The 18726-nt window shown below is 57.6% G+C and carries 27 protein-coding genes; 14 read left to right on the top strand and 13 right to left on the bottom strand.

Features of this window, described 5'->3' with window-relative positions:
- Positions 1 to 166 precede the first annotated feature (166 nt).
- Positions 167 to 853, top strand: coding sequence for an MlaA family lipoprotein (locus tag AC3WK8_RS31175; protein ID WP_031321331.1), 687 nt, complete (start codon positions 167 to 169; stop codon positions 851 to 853).
- Positions 854 to 931: 78 nt separating this feature from the next.
- Here the strand turns inward: AC3WK8_RS31175 and AC3WK8_RS31170 are convergent, their stop codons facing one another.
- Positions 932 to 1225 carry a PilZ domain-containing protein gene (locus AC3WK8_RS31170; protein WP_404942564.1) on the bottom strand — a complete coding sequence of 98 codons (294 nt, stop codon included), beginning with the start codon at positions 1223 to 1225 and terminating at the stop codon, positions 932 to 934.
- Positions 1226 to 1498: 273 nt separating this feature from the next.
- On the opposite strand from AC3WK8_RS31170, the gene rssB reads away from it, so the two are divergent.
- Both rssB and rssC read left to right on the top strand, forming a co-directional pair.
- Positions 1499 to 2680 (top strand): two-component system response regulator RssB, encoded by a 1182-nt coding sequence (gene rssB / locus AC3WK8_RS31165; RefSeq protein WP_031321348.1) that lies wholly within the window; start codon positions 1499 to 1501, stop codon positions 2678 to 2680.
- Positions 2680 to 3162: an anti-sigma factor antagonist RssC gene (gene rssC / locus AC3WK8_RS31160; protein ID WP_022643406.1), complete on the top strand. Its 483-nt coding sequence runs from the start codon at positions 2680 to 2682 to the stop codon at positions 3160 to 3162. Before rssB ends, rssC begins: the two co-directional genes overlap by 1 nt.
- A gap of 75 nt (positions 3163 to 3237) precedes the next feature.
- Here the strand turns inward: rssC and tal are convergent, their stop codons facing one another.
- The gene (tal, locus tag AC3WK8_RS31155; protein WP_103326957.1) at positions 3238 to 4164 is read right to left on the bottom strand and encodes a transaldolase; all 927 of its coding nucleotides are present in this window, start codon (positions 4162 to 4164) and stop codon (positions 3238 to 3240) included.
- 178 nt (positions 4165 to 4342) lie between these two features.
- The gene (gene dusA / locus AC3WK8_RS31150) at positions 4343 to 5362 is read right to left on the bottom strand and encodes a tRNA dihydrouridine(20/20a) synthase DusA (protein ID WP_103326958.1); all 1020 of its coding nucleotides are present in this window, start codon (positions 5360 to 5362) and stop codon (positions 4343 to 4345) included.
- Between the two features lie 102 nt (positions 5363 to 5464).
- Between dusA and AC3WK8_RS31145 the strand changes: the two genes are divergently transcribed.
- The 3 genes from AC3WK8_RS31145 to AC3WK8_RS31135 all read left to right on the top strand — a co-directional run bounded on the left by AC3WK8_RS31145 (position 5465) and on the right by AC3WK8_RS31135 (position 8092).
- Positions 5465 to 6553, top strand: coding sequence for a site-specific integrase (locus AC3WK8_RS31145; protein WP_103326960.1), 1089 nt, complete (start codon positions 5465 to 5467; stop codon positions 6551 to 6553).
- Positions 6554 to 6666: 113 nt separating this feature from the next.
- Complete coding sequence (locus AC3WK8_RS31140; protein ID WP_146043306.1) at positions 6667 to 7596, top strand: hypothetical protein; 930 nt, start codon at positions 6667 to 6669, stop codon at positions 7594 to 7596.
- A gap of 1 nt (position 7597) precedes the next feature.
- Complete coding sequence (locus tag AC3WK8_RS31135) at positions 7598 to 8092, top strand: hypothetical protein (protein WP_103326966.1); 495 nt, start codon at positions 7598 to 7600, stop codon at positions 8090 to 8092.
- A gap of 62 nt (positions 8093 to 8154) precedes the next feature.
- Here the strand turns inward: AC3WK8_RS31135 and AC3WK8_RS31130 are convergent, their stop codons facing one another.
- The 10 genes from AC3WK8_RS31130 to AC3WK8_RS31085 all read right to left on the bottom strand — a co-directional run bounded on the left by AC3WK8_RS31130 (position 8155) and on the right by AC3WK8_RS31085 (position 13074).
- Positions 8155 to 8424 (bottom strand): pyocin activator PrtN family protein, encoded by a 270-nt coding sequence (locus tag AC3WK8_RS31130; RefSeq protein WP_103326968.1) that lies wholly within the window; start codon positions 8422 to 8424, stop codon positions 8155 to 8157.
- Positions 8421 to 9029 carry a hypothetical protein gene (locus tag AC3WK8_RS31125; RefSeq protein ID WP_103326970.1) on the bottom strand — a complete coding sequence of 203 codons (609 nt, stop codon included), beginning with the start codon at positions 9027 to 9029 and terminating at the stop codon, positions 8421 to 8423. The genes AC3WK8_RS31130 and AC3WK8_RS31125 overlap by 4 nt, the downstream gene beginning before the upstream one ends.
- Before the next feature lie 76 nt (positions 9030 to 9105).
- The gene (locus tag AC3WK8_RS31120) at positions 9106 to 9918 is read right to left on the bottom strand and encodes a DUF2303 family protein (protein WP_103326972.1); all 813 of its coding nucleotides are present in this window, start codon (positions 9916 to 9918) and stop codon (positions 9106 to 9108) included.
- Positions 9919 to 9957: 39 nt separating this feature from the next.
- Positions 9958 to 10308 (bottom strand): YfdP family phage-associated protein, encoded by a 351-nt coding sequence (locus AC3WK8_RS31115; protein ID WP_102879044.1) that lies wholly within the window; start codon positions 10306 to 10308, stop codon positions 9958 to 9960.
- Between the two features lie 49 nt (positions 10309 to 10357).
- Positions 10358 to 10600 (bottom strand): pyocin activator PrtN family protein, encoded by a 243-nt coding sequence (locus AC3WK8_RS31110; RefSeq protein WP_103326974.1) that lies wholly within the window; start codon positions 10598 to 10600, stop codon positions 10358 to 10360.
- Complete coding sequence (locus tag AC3WK8_RS31105) at positions 10597 to 10941, bottom strand: hypothetical protein (RefSeq protein WP_103326976.1); 345 nt, start codon at positions 10939 to 10941, stop codon at positions 10597 to 10599. The genes AC3WK8_RS31110 and AC3WK8_RS31105 overlap by 4 nt, the downstream gene beginning before the upstream one ends.
- Positions 10938 to 11213 (bottom strand): phage antirepressor KilAC domain-containing protein, encoded by a 276-nt coding sequence (locus AC3WK8_RS31100; protein ID WP_103326978.1) that lies wholly within the window; start codon positions 11211 to 11213, stop codon positions 10938 to 10940. Before AC3WK8_RS31100 ends, AC3WK8_RS31105 begins: the two co-directional genes overlap by 4 nt.
- Before the next feature lie 10 nt (positions 11214 to 11223).
- Positions 11224 to 11796, bottom strand: a complete 573-nt coding sequence (locus tag AC3WK8_RS31095) for a deoxynucleotide monophosphate kinase family protein (protein WP_103326981.1) — start codon at positions 11794 to 11796, stop codon at positions 11224 to 11226.
- Positions 11793 to 12104: a hypothetical protein gene (locus tag AC3WK8_RS31090; RefSeq protein WP_103326983.1), complete on the bottom strand. Its 312-nt coding sequence runs from the start codon at positions 12102 to 12104 to the stop codon at positions 11793 to 11795. The genes AC3WK8_RS31095 and AC3WK8_RS31090 overlap by 4 nt, the downstream gene beginning before the upstream one ends.
- Positions 12105 to 12423: 319 nt before the next feature.
- On the bottom strand, positions 12424 to 13074 hold the full coding sequence (locus tag AC3WK8_RS31085; protein ID WP_103326987.1) for a S24 family peptidase: 651 nt from the start codon (positions 13072 to 13074) through the stop codon (positions 12424 to 12426).
- A gap of 96 nt (positions 13075 to 13170) precedes the next feature.
- On the opposite strand from AC3WK8_RS31085, the gene AC3WK8_RS31080 reads away from it, so the two are divergent.
- From AC3WK8_RS31080 to AC3WK8_RS31045, 8 genes are all read left to right on the top strand, one after another.
- The gene (locus tag AC3WK8_RS31080; protein ID WP_103326989.1) at positions 13171 to 13398 is read left to right on the top strand and encodes a transcriptional regulator; all 228 of its coding nucleotides are present in this window, start codon (positions 13171 to 13173) and stop codon (positions 13396 to 13398) included.
- Between the two features lie 318 nt (positions 13399 to 13716).
- Positions 13717 to 14205 carry a phage regulatory CII family protein gene (locus AC3WK8_RS31075; protein WP_103326991.1) on the top strand — a complete coding sequence of 163 codons (489 nt, stop codon included), beginning with the start codon at positions 13717 to 13719 and terminating at the stop codon, positions 14203 to 14205.
- Complete coding sequence (locus AC3WK8_RS31070; protein WP_103326993.1) at positions 14198 to 14404, top strand: TraR/DksA C4-type zinc finger protein; 207 nt, start codon at positions 14198 to 14200, stop codon at positions 14402 to 14404. The genes AC3WK8_RS31075 and AC3WK8_RS31070 overlap by 8 nt, the downstream gene beginning before the upstream one ends.
- Positions 14401 to 15438 (top strand): PriCT-2 domain-containing protein, encoded by a 1038-nt coding sequence (locus AC3WK8_RS31065; protein ID WP_103326995.1) that lies wholly within the window; start codon positions 14401 to 14403, stop codon positions 15436 to 15438. The genes AC3WK8_RS31070 and AC3WK8_RS31065 overlap by 4 nt, the downstream gene beginning before the upstream one ends.
- A complete protein-coding gene (locus AC3WK8_RS31060; protein ID WP_103326997.1) occupies positions 15439 to 16932 on the top strand; it encodes a primase-helicase family protein in 1494 nt (497 codons plus the stop codon).
- Positions 16933 to 17180: 248 nt separating this feature from the next.
- Complete coding sequence (locus tag AC3WK8_RS31055; RefSeq protein ID WP_103326999.1) at positions 17181 to 17564, top strand: hypothetical protein; 384 nt, start codon at positions 17181 to 17183, stop codon at positions 17562 to 17564.
- Positions 17561 to 18040, top strand: a complete 480-nt coding sequence (locus tag AC3WK8_RS31050; protein ID WP_103327001.1) for a hypothetical protein — start codon at positions 17561 to 17563, stop codon at positions 18038 to 18040. The genes AC3WK8_RS31055 and AC3WK8_RS31050 overlap by 4 nt, the downstream gene beginning before the upstream one ends.
- A 274-nt stretch (positions 18041 to 18314) precedes the next feature.
- Positions 18315 to 18656, top strand: a complete 342-nt coding sequence (locus tag AC3WK8_RS31045) for a phage holin family protein (protein ID WP_085600685.1) — start codon at positions 18315 to 18317, stop codon at positions 18654 to 18656.
- The last annotated feature ends 70 nt before the right edge of the window (positions 18657 to 18726 follow it).

Genomic DNA, 18726 nt, shown 5'->3' with positions numbered 1-18726 from the left:
AAACTAGCGGCAGAACATGACATCAAGGTTACAGCCAGGTGAATACCCAGCCGATTCGTTCGTGCGGCTTGCGTCGATGCTGCCTAAAACGGCGCATCCGTTTTATACTCCGGGCCTAACCTCAGGGCATGACCCCATGAGAGAACAAGCCGAGGAGTTTCCTGCGATGCGCTGGAGCCGTTATCTAGTTCCACTATTTATGAGTGCCGGCGTGACGCTGGCTCCCCTGGCCGTCCAGGCGGCGGAAGAGGATCCGTGGGAAGGCGTCAACCGCCCGATCTTCACCTTCAACGATACCTTGGACACCTATGCCCTGAAGCCATTGGCCCAAGGCTACCAGGCGGTCACGCCGCAATTCCTGGAAGACGGCATCCACAACATGTTCCGCAACGTCGGTGACGTCGGCAACCTGTTCAACGACATCCTGCAGGCCAAGCCCCATGCCGCCGGTGTCGATACCGCGCGCCTGCTGATGAACACCACCCTGGGCCTGGCCGGCTTCTTCGATGTCGGCACCAAGATGGGCTTGCAACGCAATGATGAAGACTTTGGCCAGACCCTGGGTCACTGGGGCGTGGAGAGCGGTCCCTACGTGATGCTGCCGTTGCTGGGGCCGAGCACCCTGCGTGATGCGCCGGCCAAGTTCGTCGACAGCTACACCGCGCCTTATCGCTACATCAATGATGTTCCGGCGCGCAACATCGCCATGGGCGTGAACGTGGTCGATACCCGTGCCAGCCTGCTGGCGGCGGACAAGCTGATCCGCGGCGACAAATACACCTTCATTCGCAATGCTTATCTGCAGAACCGCGAGTTCAAGGTCAAGGATGGCAAGGTCGAAGACGATTTCTAGTCTTTGGAGGGTCTTGCGTTAATGAAAAGGCGGCCATCAGGCCGCCTTTTCATTGGTTTGTTTTCATTGCAGGAAGGGTTAGTTCATTTTAAGGATTGTAAGGCCAAGTTTCTGCCCGCCACCGTCCAGAGGCTTGATCCACACCACCTCGGTATCCGCTTCCAGTCCCCGGAGCGCCGTGTGCTCGGAATCGATGCGCACACTCAATTGATCGCCGATCTGGAACGAGCGCGGTGCCTGGACTTGCATGCCGCCGCTGGAAAGGTCGATGCAGACCGCTTCGATCACCTGTCCCTGGTGGATCAGCGTGATCTCGGCATCTACCCGCATGCGGATGTAATCGCGCTTTTCGCTATAGTCACGCTGATTCATGGGGTCCATCCTGCAATTGAGTTGCGGTTTTGACGGTTTTTATAACTCTCGGTGATTTGTGGTGTAAAGACGCCAAGCGACCATCGGCATGAGCTTGAAACGCCCCGCGGATGGGAGTACCGTCTGCGCCTTAGAAGGGCACCTCTGACGGTCGGGCGTGCAGGATTCAAGATCCTGGCCTTGTCGGAGTGGCTAGAAAGCGAATCCAGTAGCGTGCCTCAGGCCCATGGCCAAGTCAGCTACGCCAACCCAATTCTGGCGCCGTTTGCCCACATGCAAAAAACCAGTGCCACGCTGCTGATAATCGATGACGACGAAGTAGTACGCGCGAGTCTCGCGGCCTATTTGGAAGACAGTGGCTTCAGCGTACTGCAGGCTGCCAATGGCCAGCAGGGTCTTCAGGTATTCGAGCGCGATAAACCCGACCTGGTGATCTGCGATCTGCGCATGCCGCAGATGGGCGGCCTCGAACTCATCCGTCAAGTGACCGAACTGTCGTCGCAAACCCCCGTGATCGTGGTTTCAGGCGCTGGCGTGATGAACGATGCGGTGGAGGCCCTGCGCCTGGGCGCGGCGGACTACCTGATCAAGCCCCTGGAAGACCTGGCGGTACTCGAGCATTCCGTGCGTCGGGCCCTGGATCGTGCCCGCCTGCTGCTGGAGAACCAGCGCTACCGGGAAAAGCTCGAAGCGGCCAATCGTGAGCTGGAAGCCAGCCTGAACCTGCTCCAGGAAGACCAGAACGCCGGGCGCCAGGTGCAGATGAACATGCTGCCTACCAGCCCCTGGTCGATCGATGCCTTCAACTTCGCCCACCAGATCATCCCGTCGCTCTACCTGTCGGGGGATTTTGTCGACTATTTCCGCGTGGACGAGCGCCGAGTGGCGTTCTACCTGGCGGATGTCTCCGGTCATGGTGCGTCTTCGGCCTTCGTCACCGTACTGTTGAAGTTCATGACCACGCGCCTGTTGTTCGAGTCCAAGCGCAACGGCACCTTGCCGGAGTTCAAGCCGTCGCAGGTGCTGGGCCATATCAACCGGGGCCTGATCAGTTGTAAGCTGGGTAAACACGTCACTATGGTCGGTGGAGTCATCGACGAGGAGACTGGTTTGCTGACCTATAGCATTGGCGGGCACCTGCCGTTGCCGGTGTTGTATACACCAGACAGCGTGCGCTATCTGGAAGGGCGCGGTCTGCCGGTAGGTCTGTTCGACGAAGCGACCTATGAGGACCACATCCTGGAGTTGCCGCCGGTATTCAGCCTGTCGCTGATGTCCGATGGCATCCTGGACCTTTTGACCGAGCCTACACTCAAAGAGAAAGAAGCAGCCTTGCCTGAACGGGTGAAGGCTGCGGGCGGCAGCCTGGATGGCCTGCGGCAAGTTTTTGGATTGGCCACGCTAGGGGAGATGCCGGATGATATCGCCCTGTTAGTGTTGAGCAGGAACCTTTGATGAGTACCGGTAGAATCCAGTTCGCCGAGCAGGACGGCACCTTTGTCCTGAAATTCGTCGGTGAAGTGCGCCTGACCCTGTGTTCGGCGTTGGATGCGACTATTGAGCGGATCTTCACGGCGCTGAACTTCTCGGCGATCGTGATCGACCTGACGGAAACCCGCAGCATCGACAGCACCACCCTCGGCCTGCTGGCCAAGTTGTCGATCCTTTCGCGGCAGAAGGTCGGCCTGTTGCCCACCGTCGTCACCACCCACGAGGACATCACCCGGCTCCTGCAGTCCATGGGATTCGATCAGGTGTTCAACATCGTCGATCGCCCGGTGCCTTGTCCGGAGTGCCTGACCGACCTGCCGTCCCAGGACCAGTCGGAAGAAGTGGTGCGGGTCAAGGTGCTGGAGGCGCACAAGATCCTCATGGGGCTGAACGATTCCAACCGTGAAGCCTTTCATGACCTGGTGAATGCCTTGGAGCGTCACTGAGCGCTTGAAACCGGTCGATAAAAAAGGGCGAACCTGTGAGGGTTCGCCCTTTTTGCGTTCATGCCTTTCGTTCACTCAGAGCTTGGCAGTCAGCAGCGCCTCGAGCTTCTCCTGGTCACGGGCGAACTGGCGAATGCCTTCGGCCAGTTTTTCGGTGGCCATGGCGTCTTCATTGGATGCCCAGCGGAACTGCGCTTCGTTGAGGCTCTGGCGAGCTTCACCGGTCTTGCCCGGGCTCAGCTTGCGCTCCAGCTTGCCGGTGTCGGCTGCCAGTTTCTCGATCAGGTCCGGGCTGATGGTCAGGCGATCGCAGCCTGCCAGTTGCTCGATCTGGTTGAGGTTACGGAAGCTGGCGCCCATGACCACGGTCTTGTAATCGTTGGCCTTGTAGTAGTTGTAGATACGGGTTACCGACTGCACGCCGGGATCGTCGGAGCTGGTGTAGTCATTGCCGGTGGCCTTCTTGTACCAGTCGTAGATCCGGCCCACGAATGGCGAGATCAGGAAAACCCCGGCATCGGCGCAAGCTACTGCCTGGGCGAAGGAGAACAGCAGTGTCAGGTTGGTCTGGATGCCTTCGCGCTCCAGCTTCTCGGCGGCCCGGATGCCTTCCCAGGTGGAAGCGATCTTGATCAGCACTCGATCGCGACGTACGCCGGCTTTCTCGTACAGGTCGATCAGGCGATGGGCTCGCTTGAGCATGGCATCGGTATCGAAAGACAGGCGGGCGTCGACCTCGGTGGAGATTCGGCCCGGGATCACCTTGAGGATCTCCTGGCCCACGGCAACGCCAAAACGGTCGCTGGCCAGGCCGACATCACCCTTGCAGTTGCTGACGCTGGCGCCGAGCAGGTCGGCATAACCGGGAATGGCCGCGGCCTTGAGCAGCAGCGAGGGGTTGGTGGTGGCATCCACCGGCTTGACCCGGGCGATGGCGTCGAAGTCGCCGGTGTCGGCCACCACGGTGGTGATTTTCTTCAGTTGTTCCAGCTTGGAAGTCATGAGCGTGCTCTGTCCTATGGGTCTGATGACATTACCCGAGCGCTGGCAGGCGCTCAAGGGCGCGGAATGCTTGCAATGGCCCCGAAAACCATGACCTGGAAACAGGTGTTTGAATGTCGGGGCATGGTCCAGATAAATACGATGCCAAAACCCGGGTCAGGTTCAACCCGGCTGACGCCTAGCGTCCTTCCAGCAATTGGCCGGCCTGGTCCAGCAGCGCCAGCGGATCCTTGCTCTTGTGGATATCCACCGACAACAGCTGGCGGAACTTGCGAGCCCCGGGAAAGCCGCTTCCCAGGCCCAGGACATGGCGAGTGATGTGGTGCATGGCGCCACCGCTGGCCAGGTGTTCGGCAATGTAGGGTCGTAATTGCGCCAGGGCCTCGGCCCGGGAAATCACCGGCGCGCTGCTGTTGAACAGTTGCTGATCCACCTCCGCCAGCAGATAGGGATTGTGGTAGGCCTCGCGGCCCAGCATCACCCCATCGAAGGCCTGCAGATGTTCATGACAGGCCTCCAGGGTCTTGATCCCGCCATTGAGGATGATCTCGAGCTGCGGGAAGTCCGCCTTCAATTGGGCTGCCACTTCGTAGCGCAACGGCGGGATCTCGCGGTTCTCCTTGGGCGACAGGCCTTCAAGGATCGCGATCCGGGCATGTACGGTAAAGCTCGTACAGCCGGCCTCATGCACCTGCCCAACGAAATCGCACAGTTCTGCATAGCTGTCCCGGCCGTTGATACCGATCCGATGCTTGACCGTCACCGGAATCGACACCGCGTCGCGCATCGCCTTCACGCAGTCGGCCACCAGCGCCGGATGAGCCATCAGGCAAGCGCCGATCATGTTGTTCTGCACGCGGTCGCTGGGACAACCGACGTTGAGGTTGACCTCATCGTAGCCATGCTCCTGGGCCATTCGCGAGCAGGCGGCGAGGTCCGCCGGGGTGCTGCCGCCCAACTGCAGCGCCAGCGGGTGTTCGGACTGGTGATAACGCAGGAAACGCTCATGATCGCCGTTGAGCAAGGCCCCCGTTGTGACCATCTCGGTATAGAGCAGGGTGTGCTTGGACAGCAGCCGCAAAAAATACCGGCAGTGCCGGTCCGTCCAATCCATCATCGGTGCAACGGAGAAGCGGCGAGATGGCTCAAGGCTGGATGAGCTAGCGTTTATGGGCGATTCAGGTTTTTCGGAATTCATGGGGACTGATCTTTTATACAGCGGTTTAAACCCGTTTTACCTTGTTTTTTAAGGTTGGTTGCTACAATGTAGCAAGCGAATTCGGCAATGTAGCAACTGGAAATGGGCACGATCACAGCACGTAAGCGCAAGGACAACTCGACAGCCTACACGGCGCAAATTCGGATCAATCGGGATGGCAAGTCAGTTTATCAGGAAAGCCAAACCTTCGACCGTAAGCAGGTCGCTCAGGCCTGGATCAAGCGCCGTGAAACTCAGCTAGCCCAGCCAGGTGCTATTGAGCGGGCCAGCAGGAAGGGGATGACGATCAGAAGGATGATCGAGCAGTACCTGGATGAGTACGAGAAGATCCGCCCGCTGGGTAAGACAAAGCGTGCCACCTTGAATGCAATCAAGGATACCTGGTTGGGCGATCTCGACGACTCTGCGCTCACCAGTCAGAAGCTGGTGGAGTTTGCTCAGTGGCGGATGGGGCCGGAGGGCGGTGGCGTACAGGCGCAGACGGTCGGTAACGACTTGTCGCACCTGGGGGCAGTGTTGTCTGTAGCGCGGCCAGCTTGGGGTTATCAGGTAGATCCGCTGGCTATGCCAGATGCCCGTAAAGTGCTGCGCAAACTCGGCATGGTTAGCAAGAGTAAGGAGCGCAACCGCCGGCCGACGCTGGAGGAGCTGGACAAGCTCATGGTGCATTTCACTGAAATACTAACGCGCCGTCCGGATTCAATCCCCATGCCGAAGCTGGTCGCCTTTGCCATTTTTTCAACTAGACGGCAGGAGGAGATAACACGGATTCGTTGGAGCGATCTCGATGAGTCTCGACAAGCCGTCTTGGTACGCGACATGAAAAATCCAGGACAGAAAATCGGTAACGATGTGTGGTGCCATTTGCCAGACGAGGCGTGGGCAATCTTGCAAAGTATGCCCAGAACTGAGAGGGAGATTTTCCCCTACAACGCTAAGTCGGTATCTGCGTCATTCACACGGGCGTGTCCAATGGTCGGTGTCGAGGACTTGCACTTTCATGACCTGCGACACGAGGGGGTGAGTCGTCTGTTCGAGATGGACTGGGATATTCCTCGTGTGTCGAGCGTTTCGGGGCATCGCGACTGGAACTCATTGAGACGATATACCCACCTTCGAGGAAGAGGAGATAGCTATAGAGGGTGGAAATGGATAGGCATTATGGAATGACTGCCTCCATGGGAGGATGGCGTAATAGGTGATTGCATATTGAGATCACCATCTAAAAAGAGTAGGTTGCTTTGCAACAATGAAGCTACTTAACGTCGTTGAAGGACTGTGTTGTGAAAGGAATCAAGCCTTTTTTAGTACTGCGTTACTCGCTGGTTGAAAATAAGCAAGGTGCTCTTGTTCCCTCTCCCTTACCAAAACCCAAGGGGGCGGCTGTGGTGCCGGCTCTTCAGGATGATGGTCGTGAATTCGTAAAAAACAAGGTTCGCTATAGCTTTGTAGGATTTTCATATGCCGAGCCAATCGCTGATGAGTTTCCCAAAGGCCGATTTTTGGTAGGGAAGACAGCTAAGCATAAGTTGACAAAAGTTGGTGATAAGGTCCCTGGTGATATCGTCGCCCATGACGCTGATGATTGGGTTCCGGTTATTACTGTGGTCGATACTGTGGATCAGTATATTTTTGTACAGCATGACTGGCGCTTTGGTACTGATGAACAAATCGCAAATGCTATTCAGGCGGGCCTTAGAGAGCCAATTTTGAATGAGTTCAACTATTCAATATTCATTGAGCCTAAGACTATTAAGGGTGAGTTCTGGAGTGTTATCGGATCTCATAGAAAGATTTTTGAAGTCGAATTAGAGCTTATATCTCCAAATATTTTAGAAACTAATATAAAAGCTCGTGATGCTCTTAAGGCTATGAAGGACCTCTTTGGTCAGGATGAGGTAAAGATATCGCTAAATAACGAGTTCGGAGATCTAAAAGTTCCCGCTTCCCCCATAGGTGACTATATTGACTATATTGAGGAAGGGGAAGGTAAATGGGCTGTAACAACTGAAGGCGATCACAACGGCAGGCAAGTGCACAAAAGCACATCTGCTATTGTGAAGATTGACTTGAATGTTCCTTCCGATGACGTGGTGATGCAAGAGGGGCAGCTCGAACTTGAAACAGGACAGCCTGCGCCAGGTCGTTCTGTTCACGATGCTAGAATGGTGGCTGACGTGTACGCAGCTATAGGTGATTTGTTGAGGCGTTAGTATGATTCGCCTATTGTTTGTGTTTGTCACATCATTCATTCTCTGTTACCTGTCGTTGTGGGGGACGGCGGGGGCAGGGAGTCCTTTGTTTAACAATGTGAATCCAGTGTTGTTCGTTTTAGGGGCGCTGTTTGGTGCTCTTTCTTTAGCATTCTTTAACTATGTTGAGGGTGTTATGAAAGATGTGCCAAAAAAATTGAAGCAGCAGAAGCCTACAGCTTATTCAATAGTGGTCGATACTTTGACGGATTTGAAGCGTGAGGTTATTGTTAATGTCGTTGTGGTTGTTGTTTTTTTGATGCTTGCTTTTGTTGTGGGGGCAGTGGTTGAGGTGGCTTCTATGCAAAAAATGGAGCTTTCAAAGTATTGGGAATGGATGGCCTTATCGGTTCGCGGAGCCTGTCTTTTAAGTGTTCTTGTTGTGATGTTTGTTCAAATGGCGGGGTTTGTGACGGCAAACAAGTTGCGAGCAGAAGTTTCTATGTATGGTGAGTAGTATTTTGCAATTTTTCGGGGATTAAAAGGGCGAAACTAATTTAAGCTTCGCCTTTGTTATAACTAAGCTGCTCTTCCCATTAGTTGGCTTTGCTCCCGGCTAGCTTTCTCGCGCTGCCGGTCGATATAGTCAGCAAGGTCCTGTAAATGAATTCCAAGCGCTGCCTTTTGAGTATCGGCCCCTAGGCGTACAACTGGAATGTCGATTTCACCATCAAGTCTTTTGCGTTTGAATTTTTCCACAGTTAAATGCATGTAATCTGCGCACACTCGATCTAGTGGAATGACAGCCTGTCCATCGTACTGAGCCATTAGTAGAAATAAAGTGTTCATGCTGCCTCCACGGCCAGTTCGCCAGCTTCGCGCTGCTGGTGCCGCTCGTAAGCCTCGCGCAAGGCGTCCCGCAGGTGCGGATAACCCTCGGTATCCGCCTCGAGCGGGAAAGTAACGGCGCTGGTTTCCGGCTCGGCCCAGAAGCTGCCGTGGGTGTTCAGCCATTCGATCAGGTGGGTATCGAGCGAATCAGCATTCAGGGCGGCGCCCGCGGTTGCTGTGTGGAAGACTCGATAAGCCAGGGCCCGGGCTTGCGGAACGAGTGCGGCTGCTTCCGCTTGGGGGTCTTCAGCCTTGAGCACTTTGTACGTCTTCGTGGCCAGTTCCAGCGCTTTGGCCATGCGAATCAGGCTCTGTTGATCGTCCACAGTGAAGGGCTGGGCCTTGAGCTGCTGTTGCTGGGCCTGGTGTTCGGCTACCTGGTCCGCCAGTGCTTGGCTGCGTTCGGCAGCTCGCGCCAGGTCGTTGCTCAAGGCGTGGTTGCGGTCCCGATAGTCGGCCGTAGCGCGTGCCAGGGTGCGCAGGAAGGCCCTGCGGATGAAGTAGGCCAAGGCTAGGCCGCCGAGTAGGGCGCCTGCGAGCATGATCATGTGTTGGGCTTGCATGTGCTGTGATCCTCGATAGAGCCCGCCGCCGAATGTGTAACGTGGTGAGAGGACGGCGGCGGGGTGTTGCAGTTGGTTACGCCAGCTTGAAGCTGCCAATGGTCAGCGTTGCGGCGGTGCCCACGTCGGCCTGGACGACTTCCTTAAACTCCTGGGCCAAGTCTTCGCGCAGTTGTTCCTCGCCGATCCAGCGCAGCTTGAGCAGTGGCTTTTCGCCGCCGGTCAGCACCGCAACACGCAAGCGGATGGTTCTCGCCGTGAGCCCTTCGTAGGGCTCGACGGTGAAGCGGAATTCGGCGGGCAGCCCTTCAGAGGACTTGGCCTCGATCTGATCCATAGCGGATCGTGAAGCGCTCAGGTCGCCGACGACGTGTTCACTCTTGCGGGCCTGCTCGATGCTGATCGAGCGAATGGCGCTCGCTGCTTTGCGCAGGTCGATGGGAGAGTCGTCGGCGGCCAGGGAGGCCAGGTTAGGGGCCCAGTCTTCGATCCAGTCGCTCAGGTCCTTCTGCTGGAACGTCGTGCCGGTGGCGCGCTCCAGGGCCTGAAATCCGGCGGTTTTGCGCAGGTTCAGCGTTGCTGTGAAGTCGCCGTGACCGGGGGCTGTGATGTCACCCAGGTTGAAGTACACGGTGCAGCGCATCTGTTCTGCATCAACGAAGCCGGCGGCTGTAGCTTCGGTGCTGTGGTGCTGCACGTAGTTGCCGAAGTCGTGCAGCGAATGGGTGCTCAGCTCACCCCGGAAGCGGCTGCGCAGAGGCTGGAATTTTTCGATGCTGTGTATCTTCTGATCGGACGGCAGCACCAGGGCTGGGGTGTGCGTGTCCAAGGGCTTGGCGTGAGCCAGAATAGCGGTGTCCTGAATCAACTGAACTGCTTGGGCTTCCATGGATCGGTTCCTTCTGTGGTGAGAGGTATGGAGTTGGGGTTACGACTTGGCGTGAATCGGTGCGTCGTTCCGGTCGAACAACTGCCCAGGGCCTGGTGCCTCGGCGAACAGGGTCAGGCGTCCGCCTTCGTTGACATGCATGGGCGTGTCGAGGGTGGTGTCCTCGCTGCGGCTGCCGCGCTTGGTGGGCACCTTGTAGGCCAGCTTGTGGTTAACGGTGACCTGATGGCTGGATGCGATCTGGCTCAACGTGAAGGTGATGGTCACGGTGCCGACCTTGCTGTGATCGACTACGCCGGCGGCCACCTCGGACAGGGCATGTCCGATTTGGCTGGCGAATACGCCGGCGTTCAGTTCGCCGATGAATTCGGCGGTGTCGGTTGGTTTCATGTGCTGTGTCTCATTGGTTGTTGCCCCTGGACGGCAGAGGCTACCGTTGCTATGCCGCCGCTTTGCTGGCCTGGGCATCGAGGTAGACGGCCAGGTCTTTCAGGTAAACGGTAGGGGTGCCTTTGTTCGTCCCGCCCAGTCGAGTTACCTTCAATGCGATACGGCCTGCGCTGATGGATCGAAGAAGGTAGCGATCACTGGATAGGTGCTTGAAATAGCGTTCCCGCACGGCGGTAAGTGTCGGGTGGTCCGTTGGCCATTCCTTTCGCAGCCGGTCGAAGGTGTCGCTCATGGACTGGCCTCCCCGGACCCCGCCAGGGGCCGCAGCTTGCCGATGATCAGATCGGCCAGCCCCTGGGCATCAGCGCTACAGGCGGTGGCGCAGACATGGCCGTGTGCATCGGCTACCACTGCGCCCCATGGCATGCCGGGGGTGTTTGTCGGGGTGACAAAGGCCATCAGCCCGGGAGCGATCACGCTGTTAACGCGGTGGGCCACTTCCGCCAAATCGGTGATGGTCAAGGCTGGTTCGCCAGCCGCTCGTTGCCCCTGCGCCAGGTTGCCGAGGAAGATCGGGACCAGGGCCAGGGTGTCGGTGGTGCGGGTGAAGGCGTGGAGGTGGTTAGTCTTCATGCTGCGGCTTCCTTGTTCGCGATGGTGATGCCCAGTTTTTTGGCGAGGTACGACACGCCGGCTTCGGTGACCATCACCACGGCGTAATGCCGTACCTGGCCCGACTTGCCGATCTGCACCGAACGCGGGTCGGAGTACAGGTTGCCCTGGTCGCGGTGGTGGCTGGCCAGGGTCCCGTCGGCGGCCAGAACGTGCAGTTCGCGGAGCTTGGCGCGGAAGGCGCGGGGCTTGAGCCCGAGCAGTGCCGCTGTTTCGTCGAGGGTGCGGTTCATGGCGGTGGCCTCAGGCAGCGGTACGCTGGGGGCGGTTGCGGATGCATTCCAGCAACTGGTCGACCTTGACCTTGAGGTGCGAGATCGACTCTGTGTTGGTCAACAGCAGATCGCCGGGCTTTAGCTCTACGCCGGCTTCGCTGATGTGCGGGTTCACTGCTGGAGCTTCTGTCCGCAAGATGTGGACCACCACGCCGCCACGACGGCGGATGAAGTCCGCTTCGTTCTCGAAGCGCACATCGCTGACCACGAACCCGATCACGCTCGTTAGGGCGTTCTGCATGTAGTTCAGGTTCTGTTCTGCGATCTTGACCCAGATATCTGGGTGGACCATTTGGCGGCCCCACTCGGTGCCCATCGACTGCATGAGCTGGCGGGGCGACTTGCCTAGCCAGGCCAGCTCCTGTTCCTTACGGTCACCTTCGAAGTCCTCGGCGTCGAGGTTGAAAATCTCCATCAGGCCGGTGCGCAGCGGATCTGCGAAGGCGTACTGCTCCAGCATGTGGACTTGCGTCAGGTGATCCGCGACGGTGGATTTTCCGGAGCGGGCGAGGCCAGCGAGGCCGATCAGAATTGGCTTCATGCTGCGGCCTCCATGGTGAGATAGCCCTGTGTCCAGGCCAGGAGGTCGATCAGGTTCTGGCGGGCTTCGTCTTCACTTGCGGGCCAGGAACTGAGATTGGTTGTCGTGAATTTCGCGTCCTTTTGCGGGCTATCGTCGGTCTTGCCTGCTGCTGCCTGGTAGTCGTGTTCTGACGGATGCAGGTAAACGTAGGCGCTCCCTACGTGGCCGCACACATTGAGGAACGCATGCCAACGCCCTTGGGCGTTGATCAGCAGAACAGTGGACAGGATCTGCAACAGCAGTTCTTCGGGGGTTGGCTTTTTCATGCGGCATCACCCCCGAATGGACCGAGGTCTACCGGCTTAGCGGTGGCGATACGGCGAGTTGTGGCGATCACTAGCAGGCCGGTTTGGCGCTGGATTTCGGCTATCGCCTCGGGGCTGGTGCAGGCTGCGGGGTGGAGATACACCGGGCAGCGGGTGGGGCTGTGCTGTGTAGTCGTTTGCATGGTTCGTACTCTTGGTGAGAGGTGTACGAACGAACGTTAGCAACGGCTAACTAAATTAACAATAGCTGTGGCTATATTATTTTTACGTAATGCAAAAAAAACCGCACAGGGCGGTTTTTTTGGTGCAGGGGAATCAGTCAGTTCTGAATCTTGCTTGGGGGCATGATGCCGCCGACGTAATGAATTTTTGCGATTTCAGAACGTTGCAGTGTGAGTCGGCCGTATGTGTCGTTAACAGACATTAGGCTGACTTCCTCGCTGTTTGCGTAGAGAAGTTCCTTAATCATCGATTCGCCGTTACTGCGAATCACTAAAACGTACTCCCCGGGTACCAGTTCCTGCCTCGGCTCGCACCAAACAAGCCATCCGTTTCGAATCGCTGGGGCCATTGCGTCCCCCTTGATGCGTAAGGCATACGCAGTAGGGTCCAGAGTGGGAACGTTAATCCAGCCGCTGCTTGGTGTCAGTTCATCCCACAATCCATCTGGTTTCACTTGGGCTAGTCCTTGAATAGGCACCCGCCGGAAAGGGTTTACTGCGTTGGGGCTAGCTTCAATGCCAGGCACCAGGCCTTCCTGGGCCGAAAGCGCGGGCATCAACAGGGTTCCACCAGGGAGGCCAATTTTATCTTCTAGGTTCTTGGCAGCTTTATCGCCCAAAGGGCGATGGCCATTCAACAGCTGGGAGATGTAGGAGGCGTCCAGGTTGTAACGATCCGCGAACTCCTTGGTTTTGAGGTCGCCGATTAGCTTCTTGAGTGTGTCAATTCGTAGCTGACTGATATTCATGCACGCATCTTAGAATCGTTTAGCGTTTTGTAAATTGCGCGCAGCTATTGTTAATGGCGTTAGCGGCTGCTAGTCTCTCGCAAAATGGAGGTGCGCATGAGCTTGCATACATACATGAAGAGTCTCGACAAATTGCAGGTAGAAGATCTGGCCTGCCGCTGTAAAACCACGATGGGGCAGCTTAAGCAAATTGCTTACGGCAATCGTCGCGCTTCTGGCGGTCTGGCTGTGAACCTGGAGCGCGAAACCAAGGGAGCTGTAACTTGTGAAGAGCTTCGCCCAGACATTGATTGGGCATATCTGCGTGGCTCAAAAGCAGCATAAAAGGTGCTGGTCCGGGGATTCTCACCACAAGACCCCCGTCCCAGCAGTGGCGGCACCAGCACATACATGCCGCCACTTGAAACACCGGCCTGGAACCTCTCACCAAAGAAACACCAGGCCGGCGGCAGCGAGCTACACAGTTACATGTAAGTCGCTACATAGCGCGTCGGCCCGGGACCTCTCACCATAAGATCCCCCGGGCCGACTGGAACGATGAGCCGTGCTGCACAGCACGATTAGCACAGCACACCGGTCGTGGGTCGGATGATAGGGCGCGCCCTGTTGTCTGGCTAGACCGTAAAAGAGGTATTTACGGTTATGAGTCGCGTAGCAAAACCCCAGGCTATAGAGCCGATACTTCCATTGCGTAAGGCGCTCTACCGCGCTGGCCATAACTACCGGGGCGGTGTCACTGCGCTGGCGGTGGACATGGTCATGGACTACGACACCCTCCAGAAGAAGCTCAAGCATGATTTCGAGCATCGCTGGCTGGACCCGGACGAGCTTGAAGAGGTTATCCGACTGACCCAAAGCGAGGTGCTGCTGGACGCGCTGATGCGCCCAGCAGGTATGGTCTGGTACAAGCCCGAGCCTGCCACACCAACATACCAAGCCTTGCAGGCAGTCAGTCGGCTACTGCACGAAACCGGCATGTTCGTTTCCAGCATGCACCACGGTGCCGCCGACAATATCTGGGAGCCGCACGAAGTAGAGGACCTGGAGAAGCACGGCGCGGATGTGATTCGGGCGGTCCTGGGCATCATGGCCGGCGCCCGCGCAGCGATGGAGGAAGACCTCCATGGCTGATGTGATCGATATTGCCAATGACCAGGCTGACTACTTCCTCCAGGTCGCGCTGGAGCGCCGCCAGCGCCAGACGACTGGCGCCGCCAGCGCCGAATTCTGCGAAGACTGTGACGAACCTATCCCGCTTCTTCGCCAGCAGAAGGTTCTGGGTTGCCAGACCTGCGTTAGCTGCCAGGAGCTGCGGGAGGCCCGGCGATGAGCAGCGACAAGATTCCGCTTCAACTCGGCGACCTTCCATCGCTTTTGCAGTACATCAGTCCTGATCAGCGTGACACCTGGGTGGAGGTTGGGATGGGGCTCAAGGCTGAGTTTGGTCAGGATGCCTACCGCGATTGGAACCACTGGAGCCAGAGCAGCCAGACCTACGATGGCAAGGCTGCATTATCGGTTTGGAAGTCCTTCAAGAAGTCTGGCACGGGCCTGGGCACGGTCCTCAAGATGGCGCTCGATGCTGGATGGCGTCCTGACCAAACCGAGATGAGCGCGGAGGACAAGCGCAAGTTTGCCGCAGAGCAAGAGGAGCGACGTAAGCGCCGACAGGCCGAGGTAGAAGCGGACGAAGCATTACTAGAGGAAATGCGGGCGTTGGTTGCCGATGCGTGCCAGCGGATTTGGTCCGAACATTGCCACGAAAGCGGACGCAGTGCGTACCTGGAGCGAAAACAGGTCGGTGCGTTCGGCGTCGGTTTCTTCAAGTCCACGGTCATTCTGTCCATTGATGACCACAACAAGCGCTGCCAGATCTGGTCGGGCAGCAACGCCATGCAGTTCTTCGACAACTTACCCAAGCCTAGGCCGGCCTCTCTGAGCTTTCTGGTGTTTAAACCAGGCACGATTGCCGTGCCCATAAGAGACGCATCAGGTCGGCTCTGGAGCTTGCAGGCGATCAATGGGCAGGGCACCAAGTTGTTTCCCAAATACGGGCGTAAGTCTGGATGCTTTCACATCCTGGGCCCGGTCGATGATCCGTTGGACATTGCACTCGCTGAGGGATATGCCACGTCTGCCAGTGTGCATATGGCCTTGCTCTGGCCCGTGGCGATGGCTGTCGACTCGGGCAACTTACCTGCCGTTGCGCGGGCGCTTAGGGGGCTGTACCCAGATGCTCGCCTGCTGGTGGCCGGTGACGATGATCCTGATGCGAAAGGCAATCCGGGTAGAACCAAGGCCGAGGCGGCAGCCTCGGCTAATGGTGGGTTCGCAGCCTTTCCGACTTCGCTGGAGCAGGCATAAATGGCAATCGACTGGAACGACCTGCACTGCAAATCCGGTTTGGATGCGGTACGTGATCAACTGCTGGAGTCCTTGAAGCCTGGCGTAACTGCGCAGCCGCTCGATGACTCTAGTGACGCCTCCGGATCCTTAGATGACTTTCTTCCCCGCGCCCCTTCTTTCGAGTGCGAAGGACCAGGCGAACAAGCGCTTACTCACACCCCCGGGGACGGGGGAGGCTTTCGCATCAGCGAGCAGGAACTGCTCCGTGACTTCGTGGTGATCTATGGAATGGACGTTGCGTGGGATTGCGCCCGCTCGCGGATGATCAAGCTGTCGGCTATCCGTGAGGCCGTTGGCCGGACGCGCTACAAGTGGTGGCAGGAAAGCGATCATCGGCGCATGGCCCAGGACGTTGTGTTTGATCCCACCGAGCAATGCGGGCCGCTCATGCTGAACCTCTATGACGGCTTTCACGCGAAACCCGATCCTCGCGGCGCAGATGGATGTTTGCTGATTCGCAAGCACCTGGGGTTGCTCTGTAACAACCGGGCTGATGAGTACCTGTTCCTGTTGAAGTGGATTGCCTATCCACTCCAGCATCCAGGAACAAAGATGGCTACTGCGGTGGTGATGTTCGGTGCCGAGGGTCCAGGCAAGAGCCTGCTATGGGAGAAGGTGCTACGCCGGATCTACGGTGACTATGGCACCACTATTGGCCAGGCCCAGCTCGAAAGCCAGTTCACTGGGTGGCAGAGCCGCAAGCTGTTTGCCCTGGCCGAAGAGGTTGTCAGTCGCGAGGAGATGCGGCACTACAAGGGCGTTCTCAAGCACCTGGTGACGGGTGAGACGTTGCAGATCAACGAGAAGAACATGCCGGTTCGGGAGGAGCGCAATCATCTCAACTTCGTGTTCCTGTCCAACTCCACGGTGCCGCTGGCATTGGATGATGGAGATCGGCGCTACCTGGTGCTTTATGTAGACCGAGTACCGCCACCGGATTACTTCGTCGCCTTAGTGAATGAGATCGATAACGGTGGCATCGAGGCGTTTTATCACTACCTGATGAACCTGGACCTAAGCGGGTTCGGGCCGCATTCCAAGCCCCCCTTGAACGAGGAAAAGCAGGGGCTGATCGATGGCAGCTTGCCTGCGCCGCGTTACTTCGTGCGGCGATGGTTGGCAGGAGAAACCGAGTTCCCAGTGACGGCGGCCGTTACCCAGGATGATCTATGGCGGGCGTTCTGTCGGTGGTGTGACGGGGCCAATGAGTTTAAGCGACGACAACGGGACTTTACCCAGGAGGCCGTGCGGGACTTGAAGCAAGCACGGCCGGACATTCGTTACCCGACTAAGAGCGATGATTTCAAGACGACCAGGATCTATGTAACGCCTGCATTCCTGGCGGAGAAACAAACCCTGGGTCGCGATTGGGCAAGCAAGGCTGGACTTGAATGCCGGAAGTTTGCGACGGCTTTCGACAGGCGATCACTGCCCATGCCGGGAGATTTTTAATTCCGACATTCCGACAGCATTCCGACACTTGATAAACGCGGGTTTCGCCCAATGAACATTGGCATTCCGACAATCCGACAGATTTATTGGGATTGCTCATGTGCGCGTATACACAGGCGAGAAACCTCCTAAATATCCGTCGGATTGTCGGAATCTATACATAACTACCTGTTTTTATTGATTAAAAGTATTCCGACAGTATTCCGACAATTAAACCGACAGTAAAAACTTCAGTAGGAATCAAGCAAATGGCGATTTACACAATCAAGCAGGGTCTTTTTTCCAGGGTTGCAGACGGTGTTGAGGAACTGCTCAAGGCCCGCGTCGTTCACTGGAATAGTTTCGGGGAGCTGTTCCGTGGCTTCCGGTTCGTCTTGCATGACGAAGTTGCAGGGGTGTACGACATCTACCGGCGGCAGGCATTTGACTCCAGCCAGCAAAGGCTCCTTAGCTGGATGCCCGCTATCCAATGGATATTCGTTGTCAGCACATCGGATGACGATGTTGATTTGATCCTGATCGAGGACAGTCTGCCCGATTACCTGGAAGCGCTTCGCCAGTTGCAGCCGTTGGCCTTGAGGGCGAAGCAGCGGGCTTATGATGTTCGGGCTGAGTTGGACTCGCAGCAATGATTCCAGAGATCGAGGAACTGATGTTGCACTGGGCGCGCCAGCTCGGCCGCGTTGGGGATGGCGGCGGCTTGGGCAGCCCGATGGCAACGATCATCGAGTGGGGCGGGAGCGCGCCGCGTGGGACGCCAGGGCCTCGCTTGCCTGGTGGCGGTGCTGGGCTGGATCACATCGCATCCGAAGTTGCCGCAGCACTCGCGCAGATCGGGCGGCAGTCGCAGAAGGGCGCCGTGCTTGTCCAGCTTGCGAATAATCGCTATTTGCCTGCCAAGCCATTGACCGTCCGGGCGCAGCTCGTCCTGCTGAACCTGCCCCCCAGCGCAGACCGAACCTATCGGAACTGGGTGCATCGGCTACATCAGCAGGTGCAGGTCATTCTTGCGACACGCACTGTCACTGCCCGAGGTGGTGGCCGGCGTAGTGGTGCTGTTGAAACGGATCTGACTCGGGCGTCGATGGAGAGGCGCCGGCAAGCCTGACCGTTCGTCGGGATGGTTTGTCGTGTTGTGGTCGTATTGTTGTCGCGTTGTTGTCGTGTTCGTGTCGCGTTCTGACCAACCGAAAATACCCCCTTTTCGGTTTTTCCGGAGGGGGGTAAAAAGTCACCACGATATGCGACCTGCGCCTAGGCGCTCCCCCTGAGCACGTGCTGTGCACCTTGTCCTTGCCTTGGCCGGGACGCTGAAAACCCCGTCAACCTGGCGGGGTTTTCTTTTTCCGGCATTCGCCGCGCTCCCTCATTTGAGACCCCCTATGACTAACGAGCAGCAAGCGCTGGCAGAGATGCCTATCTGGTTGGTAATTGTCCTGGCCCTGGTGGGCGGTGTATCCGGCGAGATGTGGCGGGCAGACAAGGACGGCGCCCGGGGTTGGGTGCTGTTGCGGCGCCTGGCCTTGCGGTCCGGTGCCTGCATCGTCTGCGGCATGGCAGCGCTGATGCTGCTGATCGGCGCCGGTGTTTCGATCTGGACGGCCGGCGCCTTCGGCTGCCTGACCGCGATGGCCGGGGCGGATGTCGCCATCGGCCTGTACGAGCGTTGGGCAGCCAGGCGAATCGGTGTTTCGGACCAGCCACCCAGTGGCGGGGCAGCTTGAAATGCAGGGGCTATCTGGCCCGCCAGGCTGGCCGGGGGCGGGGCCCCATTTTTTGGGTCCTCCCCGGGGG

It is taken from the genome of Pseudomonas sp. FW507-12TSA, assembly GCF_058781435.1.
This window is presented reverse-complemented; position numbering and strand designations above follow the sequence as displayed.